Origin of the sequence: Fusibacter tunisiensis, from assembly GCF_016908355.1 — a bacterium.
Taxonomy (GTDB): domain Bacteria; phylum Bacillota; class Clostridia; order Peptostreptococcales; family Acidaminobacteraceae; genus Fusibacter_D; species Fusibacter_D tunisiensis.
The window spans coordinates 17,855-32,312 of sequence record NZ_JAFBDT010000014.1; the positions used below are offsets into that span (position 1 = coordinate 17,855).

Annotated in this window: 10 protein-coding genes; 6 read left to right on the forward strand and 4 right to left on the reverse strand. The window is 40.2% G+C overall.

Features of this window, described 5'->3' with window-relative positions; genetic code table 11:
* Positions 1 to 73: 73 nt before the first annotated feature.
* Both JOC49_RS08795 and JOC49_RS08800 read left to right on the forward strand, forming a co-directional pair.
* A complete protein-coding gene (locus JOC49_RS08795) occupies positions 74 to 1,591 on the forward strand; it encodes a carboxypeptidase M32 (RefSeq protein ID WP_204664437.1) in 1,518 nt (505 codons plus the stop codon).
* Positions 1,592 to 1,600: 9 nt separating this feature from the next.
* A complete protein-coding gene (locus JOC49_RS08800) occupies positions 1,601 to 2,827 on the forward strand; it encodes a 6-phosphofructokinase (protein ID WP_204664439.1) in 1,227 nt (408 codons plus the stop codon).
* On the opposite strand, the gene JOC49_RS08805 is transcribed toward JOC49_RS08800, so the two are convergent.
* On the reverse strand, positions 2,816 to 3,103 hold the full coding sequence (locus tag JOC49_RS08805; protein ID WP_204664441.1) for a hypothetical protein: 288 nt from the start codon (positions 3,101 to 3,103) through the stop codon (positions 2,816 to 2,818). The genes JOC49_RS08800 and JOC49_RS08805 overlap by 12 nt on opposite strands.
* Before the next feature lie 98 nt (positions 3,104 to 3,201).
* Here JOC49_RS08805 and JOC49_RS08810 point away from each other — a divergent pair, with 98 nt between their 5' ends.
* Entirely contained in the window at positions 3,202 to 4,173 is a 972-nt protein-coding gene (locus JOC49_RS08810) for a D-2-hydroxyacid dehydrogenase (protein ID WP_204664443.1), read from the forward strand.
* Entirely contained in the window at positions 4,167 to 5,531 is a 1,365-nt protein-coding gene (locus JOC49_RS08815; RefSeq protein WP_204664445.1) for an aldehyde dehydrogenase, read from the forward strand. Before JOC49_RS08810 ends, JOC49_RS08815 begins: the two co-directional genes overlap by 7 nt.
* A 53-nt stretch (positions 5,532 to 5,584) precedes the next feature.
* Here JOC49_RS08815 and JOC49_RS08820 read toward each other — a convergent pair whose 3' ends face one another.
* The gene (locus JOC49_RS08820; protein WP_204664447.1) at positions 5,585 to 6,025 is read right to left on the reverse strand and encodes a MarR family winged helix-turn-helix transcriptional regulator; all 441 of its coding nucleotides are present in this window, start codon (positions 6,023 to 6,025) and stop codon (positions 5,585 to 5,587) included.
* 132 nt (positions 6,026 to 6,157) lie between these two features.
* On the opposite strand from JOC49_RS08820, the gene JOC49_RS08825 reads away from it, so the two are divergent.
* Both JOC49_RS08825 and JOC49_RS08830 read left to right on the forward strand, forming a co-directional pair.
* Positions 6,158 to 7,438 (forward strand): S-layer homology domain-containing protein, encoded by a 1,281-nt coding sequence (locus JOC49_RS08825; RefSeq protein ID WP_204664449.1) that lies wholly within the window; start codon positions 6,158 to 6,160, stop codon positions 7,436 to 7,438.
* Between the two features lie 13 nt (positions 7,439 to 7,451).
* On the forward strand, positions 7,452 to 12,305 hold the full coding sequence (locus JOC49_RS08830; protein ID WP_204664451.1) for an Athe_2463 domain-containing protein: 4,854 nt from the start codon (positions 7,452 to 7,454) through the stop codon (positions 12,303 to 12,305).
* Here the strand turns inward: JOC49_RS08830 and JOC49_RS08835 are convergent.
* Both JOC49_RS08835 and JOC49_RS08840 read right to left on the reverse strand, forming a co-directional pair.
* Positions 12,302 to 12,994: a response regulator transcription factor gene (locus JOC49_RS08835; protein ID WP_204664453.1), complete on the reverse strand. Its 693-nt coding sequence runs from the start codon at positions 12,992 to 12,994 to the stop codon at positions 12,302 to 12,304. The genes JOC49_RS08830 and JOC49_RS08835 overlap by 4 nt on opposite strands.
* The gene (locus tag JOC49_RS08840) at positions 12,972 to 14,438 is read right to left on the reverse strand and encodes a sensor histidine kinase (protein ID WP_204664455.1); all 1,467 of its coding nucleotides are present in this window, start codon (positions 14,436 to 14,438) and stop codon (positions 12,972 to 12,974) included. Before JOC49_RS08840 ends, JOC49_RS08835 begins: the two co-directional genes overlap by 23 nt.
* Positions 14,439 to 14,458: the final 20 nt, after the last annotated feature.

The following is a 14,458-nucleotide window of genomic DNA, read 5'->3' on the forward strand; positions in this document are numbered from 1 at the left end:
ACCTCATTATTTTTTTGTTATAATCTTAAGGTACATGGGTAAAGTAATCCATTGAGAAAGGAAGTATTCAATTATGGGAAACACCACGCAAATCGAACAGGCACTTGAACGGTTTAAGGCCGCACAAGAACAAATGATGGCTATGAACTATGCCACATCCATTCTCTTTTGGGATGCATCAACAGGTGCACCGAAAAGTGGCGCGGACAAACGCAGCACTTCTATTGGAACCATGAGTGGCTTTATGTACAAATTATTGGTCAATGAGACGATGGATGCCGACCTGAACTTGTTGACAAATCATTTGGATGCCTTATCAGACGTGGATCGCGTACGTGTGGTAGACACCAAAAAAGAATACGACAAGCTAACAAAAATTCCAATGGAAGCTTATCAAAAATACAGTGCTTTAACCTCTAAAGCGTCTATGATTTGGGAAGAAGCAAAGGAAAATGCCGATTTCAAGCTTTTTGAACCCTATCTGGAGGAGATTGTCTCTTACCTCTTGAAATTTGCCGAATACAGGGGGTATCAAAATCATCCCTACAATCTTTACATTGATGATTTTGAAGAGGGTATGACAATTGATCAACTCAATACCTTCTTTGATACACTTAGAGCCAGAATTGTACCGCTTTTAGAGAAGATTCAAGCAAGTGGCAAACAAGTGGCCACAGATTTTTTAGGTCAGGCCTTTCCTGTGGACAAACAACATACGGTGTCAACAGACTTGCTTAAAACCATTGGATTTGATTTGAATCGAGGGTGGTTTAAGGAAAGTGTACATCCGTTTACCATGGGTTTGGATGTAAATGATGTGCGCTTAACGACGCATTATTATGAAAATGACTTGAAATCTGCTTTGTTGAGCAGTGCCCATGAAGGGGGTCATGCCATTTATGAGCAAAATTTTTCTGAAAAAGTGCAAGGGACACCCCTTGCAACTGGAACTTCAAATGGGTTTCATGAATCTCAATCAAGAATTTATGAAAACAATTTTGTGCTCAGCCGTTCATTTTTGAGTTATTTTTTGCTGAAACTCAAGGCGGACTTTCCAGAACAATTGGGATCAATTGGCGACCTCGCCTTTTATGAGGGGATGAACAAGGTAGAACCGTCTTTAATTCGAATTGAAGCGGATGAACTCACGTATTCACTCCACATTATGATTCGCTATGAAATTGAATTGGGCTTGTTTGATGGGTCCATTAAGGTATCAGACCTGCCTAGGGTGTGGAACGAGAAAGTAAAAGCTTATTTGGGCATTACACCAAAGCACGATGGCGAAGGGGTGCTTCAGGATGTGCATTGGTCTGAAGGCATGTTTGGCTATTTTCCAACGTATGCACTAGGAAGCGCTTATGCGGCCCAGTTGATGCACTATATGAAACAGGACCTTGATGTAGATACCTGCCTTAAAAATGGCGATTTCAAGCCGCTTACAGCCTGGTTAAATGACAAGGTTCATCAGTATGGTAGCCTTGTAAAACCGGTTGATTTAATGAAACAAATTACAGGAGAAGCGTTCAATGCAACTTATTATTGCGATTATCTTGAACAAAAATATTCAGAACTTTATGGTTTAAAATAGGAGGTTTTTATGAACAATCAAGCATTAAAAGGCAATCTGTTGGTTGCACAAGGTGGCGGACCAACAGCGGTGATTAACCAGTCTATGGTGGGCGTGGTTTTGGAAGCGAGACGCTATGCACAAGTGGAGCGTATTTATGGCGCTGTTCACGGTGTTGAAGGGATTGTAAATGAAGAATTTATGGATTTGACACGCGAAACTGTGGCAAATTTAGAGGCTGTGGCAGCAACCCCATCTTCAGGGCTTATGTCAACACGTGTGAAGCCGGATGCAGAATTTTGTAAAAAAATGTTCGACTCTATGAAAGCGCACAACATAAGATTTTTCTTCTATATTGGCGGAAACGATTCTTCGGATACTGTGCGAATTGTTAATGAAGAAGCCCAACGCCAAAATTATGAGTTTAGAGCGGTTCATATTCCTAAAACAGTGGACAATGACTTGGTAATTAACGACCATACGCCTGGATTTGGATCAGCTGCCCGCTATGTGGCGTCAGCTTTTGCAGGAATTAACTATGACAACAGAGCTTTGGCTGGTGTTTACATTGGGGTTATCATGGGCAGACATGCAGGATTCTTAACAGGTGCAGCTGCACTTGGCCGAGTTTATGAAGAGGATGGCCCGCATCTAATTTACTTCCCGGAAAGACCATTTGAGATTGACACCTTCATTGAAGATGTTAAAAAAGTATATGACAAGTATGGGCGTTGTATCGTAGCCGTTTCAGAAGGCATTCAAGATGCATCTGGAGAAGCGATTGTGACCAAACTTCAAGAAAATGTTGAGCGAGATGCCCACGGAAATGTTCAACTTTCTGGAACGGGTGCGCTTGGTGATTTGCTTGTGGCTGAAGTGAAAGCTAAATTGGGTATTGGCAGGGTAAGAGCCGATACGCTTGGTTACATGCAAAGATCATTCCTAGGCTGTGTGTCAGATACAGACCAAAAAGAAGCCAGAGAAGTTGCTGAAAAAGCAGTCCAATTTGCGTTAATCGATAACAAAGATGGTTCGGTTGTCATGGAGCGTAAGGGGGATTATGCTGTGGATTACAGATTGGTAGATCTTAAAGAAATCGCAGCAAAGACCAAGCACATGCCGGATACATTTATCAATGAAGCAGGCAACCATGTAACGGAAGCCTTTATCAAGTATGCAAGACCATTAATTGGCTCGAATTTCAATCCAGGTGCTAGACTTAAGGCCCCAATGGTTGAGAAAATATTAAAAAAATAGTGAAGCGGTTATAAATATAGGCGGTATTGCATTTCTTGAGGATGCAATGCCGCCTTTAATCTTTGGGTCAATTCCTGCAAGCCATTTATATAGCGCATGAAGTTCGTTTAAGTCTGTATTGAGGCCATCAATTAAAAGCGTTGTCACTTCAATGTGGGTTTTATTATGGGCAAGCTCAATGGTACGGCATACAGGTTCAAGCATACCACCGCAGATTGACTGATAAAAAGTGTTTGAATTTTTAGTTTGGTACAGACAGGGTTGAATGGATGTCATAGTGCCACCTCCCAAGCTTATTCTATCACATAAAAGGCTTGCAAAGCCATAGGGACTGTGACAAGATAGACATATATTAAAGATGAGGAGTGAGTCATATGAAGATCGTGGTGTTGGACGGGTATGCCCTGAATCCAGGCGATTTGTCTTGGAAATCTCTAGAAACTTTGGGAGATGTCACTATTTATGAACGAACTGAGCCAGACCAATTGATTGAACACGCTCATGAAGCCGAAGTTTTATTGGTCAATAAAATTAAATTTAGGAAGACGCATTTTGAAGCATTGCCAAATTTAAAATATATTGGTGTTTTAGCCACTGGGTATAATGTGATTGACTTGGAAGCGGCAGATGCACACGGTGTGGTTGTGACCAATATACCGACGTATGGAACAGAAGCCGTTGCCCAATTTGTTTTTGCCCATTTGCTGGAAATTTGTCACCACATTCCCCTCCACTCTAAAAGTGTTAAAGCGGGTAAGTGGAGCACACATGCTGATTTTTGCTATTGGGAAAAGCCCCTTATTGAACTCTATGGCAAAACCATGGGGATTGTTGGGGGTGGTCGAATTGGCATGAAAACAGCAGAGATAGCCCTTGCTTTTGGGATGACGGTTAAACTTTACACGCGGACGCCCGATCCTTCCAAACAGACAGACCGTTTATCCTTTTGTAGTTTGGACGACCTTTTGTATGATGCAGATGTAATCAGTTTGCATTTGCCATTGACGCAGACAACGCGTGGCATTATAGATGCAGAAGCCTTTAAAAAAATGAAAGATGGGGTTATTCTCATTAACACAGCAAGGGGGCCACTTATTGATGAAACGGCACTTGTTCAAGCATTAAGAAGTGGAAAGGTTTTTGCAGCAGGTTTGGATGTCCTTTCAAAAGAACCCCCCAAGCCGGACACGGATTTGTTTCAGTTTGAAACTGTAAACATAACCCCACATATTGCATGGGCTCCAAAAGAGACGCGGGCAAGGCTTTTGAACCTCGCTGTTGAAAATGTAAGGCATTTTATTTTGGGGACCCCAATTAATCAAGTGAATGGAGGCGTATCATGGTAAAAGAATTGCTTTTAGAACAAAATCAGTATTTTGAAACGGGTGTGACACGGCCAGTTGCGTTTAGAATTCAACAACTTGAACTGTTAAAATCGGCTATTGAGGCCAATGAGGCCTTGATTTTAGAGGCTCTTTATAAAGATCTTGGGAAAAGTGCATTTGAAGGCTATGCCACGGAAGTGGGCTATGTCCTAAGCAGCATCCGACATACCATTAAAAATGTGAAGTCATGGGCCCAAGACCGAAAGGTTAAAACCCCGCTTTTCTTGCCATTTTCAAAGGGTGTTGTGAAATGGGAGCCCCTGGGGAAGGTGTTGGTAGTAGCCCCCTTTAATTATCCTTTCCAGCTTTTAATTGAACCCTTAATTGGGGCTATTGCAGCTGGAAACACAGTTGTTTTAAAACCATCCGAACGCACACCGAACACAGAAGCCATTGTTCAAAAAATCATGAGCGAGACTTTTCCAAAATCATATGTTGCAGTTGTAACAGGGGATAGAACGGTTATGAATGAACTGATTCACGCCCCATTTGATCATATATTTTTTACAGGAAGTGATACGGTTGGCAGAATTGTCATGCGGGCAGCAGCAGAGCATTTGGTACCGGTGACCTTGGAATTAGGGGGTAAAAGTCCAGTAATTGTTCATGAGGATGCTGAACTTGAACTGGCTGCAAGGCGGATTGTGTGGGGAAAATTTTTAAATGCTGGACAAACGTGTATTGCCCCAGACTATGTGTATGTCCATGAAGCAGTAGAGCATAAATTTTTAGAGTATGTTGGTCAGACGCTTGTTGACTTTTTTGGTGGCCTTCCCCAAAAAAGCCCGGACTATGGCCGGATTGTAAATGAAGCATCCGTTGAGCGGTTGGCGGACTTGTTGGACCATTCAAAAGTGATAAGTGGTGGCCAGTATGATGTTTCAAGCCGGTATATGGCGCCCACGGTTATGAAGGGTGTTACGTGGGAAGATCAGGTGATGGCGGGTGAAATTTTTGGTCCCATTCTGCCGGTAATGACCTACTCAGATTTAGAAGCAGTGATTGAGGCCATTCGACAAAGGCCAAAACCCCTTGCCTTTTATGTGTTCAGCGAAAGTGAAACGGTTCAGGCACATTTAATTGAAAACGTGTCATTTGGGGGTGGCTGTGTCAACGATACCATTTCACATTTGATTTCACCGGATATGCCTTTTGGTGGCGTGGGGAATTCTGGAATGGGGGCCTACCATGGTTTTGATTCCTTTAAGACCTTTTCGCATGAGAAGAGTGTTCTATACAGGTCATCCAAATATGATATGAAACTGCTTTATCCGCCTTATGGCAACCGATTGGGATGGATTAAAAAAGTTTTAAAATAAGGCAAAAAAGAAACTGATGAACATCTAGAAATTACTAGATTTTCATCAGTTTTTTAGGTTTTTGGGGATGCATTCAGTATTTTATACAAAAGGCCATATAGGGTTTTGGCATCTTCTATATTGAGGTCTAGGCACTTGAGGATACCCTCCGGAACACTAAGTGCCGATTCACGAAGTTGCCATCCGCTTTTTGTGACTTGGATGTAGACATTGCGTTCGTTTTCTGTGCCTCTGTTTCTGGTGATGTACCCTTGTACTTCCAGTTTTTTTAAGACCGGCGTCAATGTGCCAGAATCCAGATAAAGGCGCTCGCCCAATTCTTTAACCATTAAATTGTCTGTTTCCCAAAGGACCATCATTGTAATGTATTGGGTATAGGTGAGGTTTAATGGGTCTAGAAAAGGTTTATACAATCGGATGATTTCTTTTGAAACAGCGTAAAGTGGAAAGCACAGTTGATTTTTTAATAAAAGGGCATCGTATTTATGTGACATGGGGACCTCCTAAATCTTGTATGTACAATTAAATTGTACTCAATTTTACATAAGGTGTCAATACTATTCCAAATGGGACTTGTAAAATTATGTAAAACTTGTTATACTGACAAAAACATCTGGAGGAATAATATGAAAAAAACAATGATTTTACTAGCACTGGCACTTTTAATTGCATCGAGCATGGCGTTTGCAGAGGGGGACAAGGTGTTTTCAGACCTGTCAGCGAGCCATTGGGCAAGGGGGCATATTGAGGACTTATTTGGACGTGAGATTATCAGTGGGTATCCAGATGGGACGTTTAAACCAGAGGACAATGTTAGGGTCAATGAGTTTCTGGCCATGACCTTAAGGGGAATTGGTTATCATTTAGAGTCTAAAAGCTCGGATTGGGCCAAGCCTTATGTTGACAAGGCCATTGAACTTGGGGTTATTGAAGATAAAGAATTTCCACAATACACAGCCTTTATCACAAGGCAGCAAATGGCATCTGTTATTGTCAACGCAATCGCTTTATCAGAAGAACTTTTACCAAACTCTATTGACGATTATGTTATTAACAGTTTTAAAGATTATCACTTGGTTGATGACTATTACAAGCAAAATGTCGTTGAGAGTTACAAATTTGGCATTATTTCAGGCTACCCCGACAAAACTTTCAGACCAGAAGGTTTGGCCACAAGGGCAGAAGCTTCCAAAGTTCTAATTAATTTTCTAAACCCATCTTCAAGAACGCCTTATAAAAATGAAGATGCTAAAAAAGTAGTTTTTGAGGTCGAGTATTCTGCTGACAAAGACGGAAACGAAGTTGTTTCGTACGATCCCAAAGACCCATCTTTTTCGCGTCAAAAAAGAATGGTAGAAATTTACGCCCCTATTCGCAACGGAGAGCCTGTAAATGAAGTTATAGATGTCATTACGTTGTTAAGAGATTTTGAAAGCATTACGGACTCTAATTACACTAGTTTGTCTTACAACTCTTTTAGTTCTATTATTGGTAGCAGCGGTTATAAATCTAAAGAATACTTAGATTCCATCCAAGAACTTCCAGTAAGCGATATGGAAAAAGGGTTTATAGCAGCTGAAAGAAAAGATTATTCCTTTTCAGTGGACCTTGTAAATTTAAACAATGACCAATCTCCTTACAATATGGTTTACTGGAAAAAATCTTCAAACATGCTTCCAGAAACATCTTTTAAAAATTATTTCAATAAAACACACAGGGAGAAACTAGAAACTTTATTTAAAGTTATTTTTGAAGAAGATTTTGAAGAATATTGGGCGGCTTTCGAAAATGCAATTTTTTACACTGGGCAAGAGAGAAAATCTGAAGATTTAGAAATAGGAAATAGAGATATTCATTTCAGATATGATTCGGGAGGCCTCACTCTTTACATTTCTTTAAAAAAATAAAAGGGGGTAGAACATGAATAAAAAAATAAGTCTCGTTTTAACTTTTTTAATTTTTATGCAGTGTTTTTCGGGCGTAACTTTTCAAAGTTTTGCGAGCACAAATTCTCCAAGTCTTTATGACAACCCAAGATTTTTTGAAGCTGAAGAAATAGGCGGACGAACTTGGGAAAACTATAAAGACCTTTATGGAATTCCCTTTGAAGTAAAAAGAGTAAACAAAAACGGTTACGCTTTTTCGATGGAACACTGGGAAGACAAACAAATAATCGTTTATGGAGACTATGAAGATGTCCCTAGAAATGACTTTAAAAACGAAACGAGGGTAAACGGGACTACCGTTCCAAACAAGGGTTACTATAGAAACAACAGTGGCGAGTACAGATACCATGGATTTGACGCAGAAGGGAACCCCTACAGCAACAGCAATTTCCCGCCAGACAAATCATCTAACCGTCAGCCAACAGAGAAAAACTGGATTTACAGGCCTTGGGATAAAACTAAACCTTACGCAACAGGAAGCAATTCGGACCCACTTATCGGAGAAATTAGCGATTACAATTATACCGCTATTTTAAACGAGAATGGGTCCAATGAAGTTAGAGAATGGATTAAAAACGGAATGCCCTTTCAGATAGAAAGCAGCACCAACAGCGATAAGAGTGCTTACAATTATGCACATGTGAAAACAAGACCAACTTCTTTGTATCCGGGAGAAGTTATGATGTGGCATGTTAGCAATGCCGGCACAAGTCGTGAAAGTTTTTGGCATCAAAGTTTTACACTTTCAAAAATAGAAGAAAAGGCGTCAACGCTTGTTCAGGCTGAAATTCACATAACAGATATAAAAGAAGAGGTTTTTGAAGGCTCTGGAGGGGTAACGCTTAGGGGTGTTATTCGAGGTAAACTTATGGACGATTACCTATATGACGGAGTAAATGAAGGTGTCCCCGATGAAGTTTTAAGGAGTGCTTATTACAACAGAGAAGATATTAAAACGTGGTCTTTTGACATTAAAGATCAAATAACAGGAAATACAAAAACTATCAATGGAGGAAGAGGGACTTTAAACATAGGCGAAGCAGAATTTGAAATAACAATCCCTTACAGTAAGTATAAAAACATGATCTCCAAAGACAATCAAAACCTTGAAATCGTTTTAGATGGAACAGCTACAGTAAATTACCATACTGGAGATAAAGGAATTGGGTACGCAACAACACAAGACGGAGTTGATCCATCTGCACCAATAGAAGAAGGCAAAATTCCCGATAAGGAAATTGTAATAGAAATGCCAATTATAGAGCCACCTGAAATAGAGGAGCCTACGCCCACCTTTAATTTTGACATTTCCGCAATCAAGGTTATGCTAGATACGGAAAGATTTGAAATCACAGACAATAGTGTCATGTATGAAGAAATGATGATTGAAGTATATGTTGGATCTGAAAAACTTTCAGAGTCAGAAGCAGAGAATTTTTTAAATGGAAACCACTTATTCCCTTTGATCGGAAGAGATAAAATTTACAACTATAGAATTCTGTACACAAACATGGAAGGAAAAGTCCATGAGTATTTCAGCTATGTGTTGGTGCATACCACAAAACCAACAGCCCAGTTTTTTATCACAGGGACCTTGAAAGAAAACAGGCTGCTAGAAGCGACTAGAGATATTTCTTTAAATTCAGATTACCTAATGTCCAATTCGACATTTACTACAGAATATTTCACAGTAAACAATAACTCTGGCTCGAATACCTTGATAAAATATGGCACAAATAATGACACAAAAAAATCGTTTATTGTAAAAGATCAAGCGGAGCTTTCTTTGAAAATGAAAGTAAGAGCAACTATAAACCCTTCTAAAATAGAGAGAAGCGACATACCATCTGGCTATCATTTTTCTGACGAATATGAAAACAGAATACTTGTTTTAGAAGACCACAAACCTGCACTAATTGCAAATATTTGGAATGGTGTTCTGACAAGAAACGAAGCTCTAAATTTCACTTACGAAGCAGAGAGTATCGATGGAGATTCGATAGCAATAGACACATACAAAATATATTACGATACAACGGGTAACGGAATCCCAAATAGCCTAATAAAACAAGGTGATTTTGAAGATTATACCGAGTTTAAACCTTCTAATCTAGGCAATTATAAAATTGTATTTTATGCAAAAGAAGAGTTTGGAGAGCCAACACTTTCTCAATTTGTAACAGATGCAGATAAAAAATCTTTCACAATAGAAAGAGAATTTTTTGTAGAAAACATTGCGCCAATGACTAAAATTTACACAGATTTAGAATACAATTTTCCAAAAGTAGATGTAATGGTTTTAAAGGACGAGTCTTTAACCAGAGAAAAGAACAATGCTATAGCTTCAGAAAGAGTCAATTGGATAAACAGCATGAGACAATTGGGTGTCGACGCTTGGATTGAAAATTGGGATCTTTACACTTATGAATATTCGGAAACAGTTTCTAGATCTAGAAACACCGGAAGTTCTTCTCCGCCTTCTACCATACATTACTCTTCAGGAGGGTATAGCGGCACTCTTTCTAGGTATGATTACGAAAACAACGAATATAAAGTGGACAACAGTTACTGGAAAACAGTGGAGGATTCAAGGACAGAAACAGATTCCAGATCTGATAGCGGAACATCGCCACCTCTCAAAGACAACACACTTCCTTCCAGTATTGCTTATTCTTCTGGAGGATATTCTGGAACTTTGTCTCAAGATTCCTACAGCTATGACTGGTGGCCTGTTGTAGAAGATGGCGTTGAATCAGATTGGAAATTCCATTGGAGCAGATATGCGACATATTCTGGAACAGTTACGAAATCAGAACAAGTCTATGTTAAGGATGTGACTTGGTATGACAACTACACAGGTTACTATAGCGGAACAGTTTACAAATACGAGAAAGCGTCTTATATCCCTAATTTGAGAAATGGATCTGACAAATATGTAGTTTATTTTACAAATTCGAATATAACAAACAAAACAGACTTGCAATATGTCCTAAACAAGGCGGATTCCAGTTTGATTTTAGTATCCACATCAGGGGCAAGAAGTCAATTCCCACACGATTACTGGATAGACGCTTCAAAACCTCTTAAGGATGTGATGAAAGAAGTAAATAAAATAATTTCCGAAAACAATCCAGTAGACAACAGGAAACTTCTTTTGGTTAACCAAACGTTTGAAACCAATGTGGCAAATTTTGATATGGAAGGCGATCCCTTAACAGAAATAGGGTTTCAGTACATCCATGAGCCGACTTACTTTGACAATTCAATGGGCCAAGAATTGGGCACAAACCTCGTCTACACCCAAACAGACTTTACACCGGATATGAAAGACAGATTTTCAAAGTCCGGCAAGTACACCATTTATAGACTTATTGAGGACAGGCCAAGTGGAAAACCGGACTTTAACAAGGTATCCAACACACCGGCACTTGATGTTTACGTCCACAGAAAGCCCATAGCAGAGTTTGCATTAGATTGGGACTACAATCCAGACGTACAAACCTACAAGACCACTTGGGTAGACTTGTCTTATGACAAAGACCATCAACACACAGATCCTGAAAGGGGGATTAGGGACCGGCAGATTATGTACCGAAAAACAGATGGGGACAACCAATGGATTTATGCCATTCCCGATAACCTTGCCCCTGGCAACTACGAAATCCGTTACATTGTAAAAGACATTGAAGGGGTTTGGAGTGATCCGTTTGTGGAGAGGATTGTGCTAGAGGATGTCCCAGAACTTGAGCTCAAGGGAAAACTCACGCCTAAAACACTGCCGGCTTCAGAAAAGGTCACCCTATATGACATTGAAACCAAGTATCATTTGCCACATGGTCTTAAAATTGACCTGATGGGTGCAGGAGGGGTTTGGATAAAAGAGGTGTGTGATTACGGTGAAACCGATTATAGCCACCGAAGCGTTGATGGAAGTAAGCACAATTGGAATGCTATTGCAACCAAGCTTTCAGAGGGTTTAAGTGATGGGGCCTATTACATGCGGTTGATTTCTGGACGGGTGGCATTGGATTTGCCATTTACAATTCAAACCCCAATATCTGTTCAAGGACAAGTATCAGAACTTATTGCAGGTGAAACTGGTGTGGTGCGCGCGGTTGCAGGCCAATATGCAAAAACGGTCTATGCGAAGGTATTTGAAGGAACCCCTTATGAACACCATGTTCAGTTGGCACAGATTGGGACACAACCATCGGGTGAATCCATCTGGGAAGCTGACTTTGAAGTGGGTGATGGGGTAGTGGAAGACCAATACAGGTTCAAGTTTTATGCGCAAACGGCTTCTGGCAATGAGGCTTCTCATTTGGTTATGAAGCAGGTCATTGTTCTAAAAATTTTGTCCTTTGACGTGACTGGGTATTGGAATCATTGGCGGGGACAAGGGGATTTGGATGGTAAAACTTTGACCTTAAACCCACATCGGTTTTTGGGACTAGAAAAAGTCCGGTTTACAGCTTTTGTTCAAGGCAATCCCGATGAAATTAAGCTGGATCTGTCAGAAGGGCTCAAAGCCATGACCTATCGAGATGGGTTTGGCAACCTCTACAAATATACCGATGAGTTTGAAGCAGACATTGCTTTTCCAGTTTTTTTGGTGGAAAATGAACCGGGGGTATGGCTTTATGAATACAATCTGCCTGTAACAGCACCTACCTTATCTTGGGATGATGTTCGGATTGGGCCCAGTTATACAGCTGAAATCAAAGTTACAAAAGGAGCTGTTGAACGGCATAAAAAGATCGAAGACATTGACCTAACAGGTACGATCTTCGATCTGATTTACACACAACCTTATTATGGAACGCATTAAATAATTTTATAACCAACGCCCCAAACGGTCTCAATGAGATTTGCATTGGGGCTTATTTTTTCTAATTTTTCTCGGATGCGTTTAACGTGGACCGTTACAGTGAAGGCATCGCCTAAAGAATCATATTTCCAAACACGTTCATAGATTTCTTCTTTTGGAAAAACCCGGCCCCTGTTTTTGGCCAGCAATAAGATAATGTCAAATTCTTTTGGTGTGAGCTCAACTGGAATTCCATCTAGGGTAAAAATTTTAGTCATTTCATTGATAATGGCATTTCGAATGGTAATGTTTGAATCGTCATACCCGTCTGTGCCCGCTTGTTTCATTTTGGTATATCTGCGAAGCTGAGCCTTGACTCTGGCAATAAATTCATTTGTGCTAAATGGTTTTGTGAGATAATCATCTGCTCCAACACCAAGACCGAGAACGATATCAAGGTCTTGGTTTTTAGCGGAGACAATAATAATCGGCACATCTACCAAGGTCTGTAGTTTTTTCAGAATTTCAATGCCATCTCCTTTTGGGAGCATTAAGTCCAAAACAATTAAGGAAACCCCGTCAATAAGGGGCATGATTTTGGAAAGGTCCCCTGTGTGCTCAACGATGGCTTCGTAGCCGTTGATTTCCAAATAATCTTTTTGCAGTCTGGCGATACTTTGATCGTCTTCAATAATCAGTATGCGTTCCATAAAGTTCCTCCGTATCATTTTGTGTTGCGCTTAGACGTATGGAGAGTGTAAGTCCTCCGCTTGTGCCTGTAGTGGCAGTGATTCTGCCACCATGCGCCTGAATAATTTCCCTACAGATGCTAAGCCCTATACCACTGCCGCCAATGTCCAAATTTCTGGATTTGTCCGACCGGAAAAAGCGGTTAAAAATTTTATCCAGATCAGACTCGGGAACACCTATGCCGTTGTCAGAAATGTTGATGAAAACACCATCATCATCACGATTTGCCAAGATAACAATCTCCAAAGGGGCTGCACTTTTATACTTAATGGCATTTTCTATAATGTTGATAAAGACCCGCATCAATTTTTCAGGGTCTACAGTGATCACCGTATCTTTAATGATGTAATGGAGGTGAATTTTTCCACCTGCCCGGCTGACATCTTTCTCAAGTTCATCCACGCAATCGAATAGGAAATGCCTTAAGTCAATTGACTGTTTGTTGAGTTTTATGGCATTGGTATCATAGCCAGTGATTTCTGAAAGGTCATTTACAAGACTTTCCAACATATAAGTTTTAGATTCAATAATTTCAAGATACTCTTGTTGGGTATCGCGTGTCCTTGCCACGCCATCTTTCAGTCCTTGAACATAACCACGGATGGAGGTTACAGGTGTGCGGAGGTCGTGGGAAATGTTGGCGATGAGTTCCTTTTTTTCCAGTTCAACTTGCTGTTGCCTTGCGACAGAGCGTTTTAAGGATTGACGCATAGACTCTATGCTCTCTGCCAAGGGTTCAAAATCATCATTTTCGTTGTAAGACAGCTCAATGTTGAGGTTACCTTTTCCAATTTCGTTTGTTGCGTAGGAAAGTCGCCTTAAGCTGCGTTTAATGGGGTTGGATATCCATGCAATTAGCAAAGAAAGTACAATTAAATTAAATGCGCCAAAGAACAGAAAGAATATGACTTCAAAGGATTGATAGGCAAGTTCAAGTCTTAACGTATCGATGTTGAGGCGCACATCAATTACAGAAGCATCTTCAAGTTTAAAGTGGTGCTGTTTCAAAGTGTATCCTTTTTGAACCAAGGTGGGGGAGATGCGGGATGCTAAAAAGGTTTCCACAGGGGTTAGATCCTCTAGTGTGTCCAAATGTGAGGAATACCTTAAGTTTGAGTTCTCAAAAATTTCAATGTATAGGATTTTGTTGTCAAAGTCTTGGGCAATTTTTTGTGTAAAGGCATCCGTTAGAAAATAGGTTGGATTTGCCGACTTCTCTTCTATTACAGTATCAAAATCCTCTGCAATAACAGTAAATGTATTGAATATGTCAAAATAGGTGTCAAAAAAATGTACAAAGTCCAAATTGTCGTCTAAAATATTGCTTGTAACAGCAACTGTAAAAGCGGTAGGCAAAAGGACCAGTAGCGCAATGGCGATGATGAACTTCGTTTTTATCTTCATATTTAAACCTCTCTATTTAT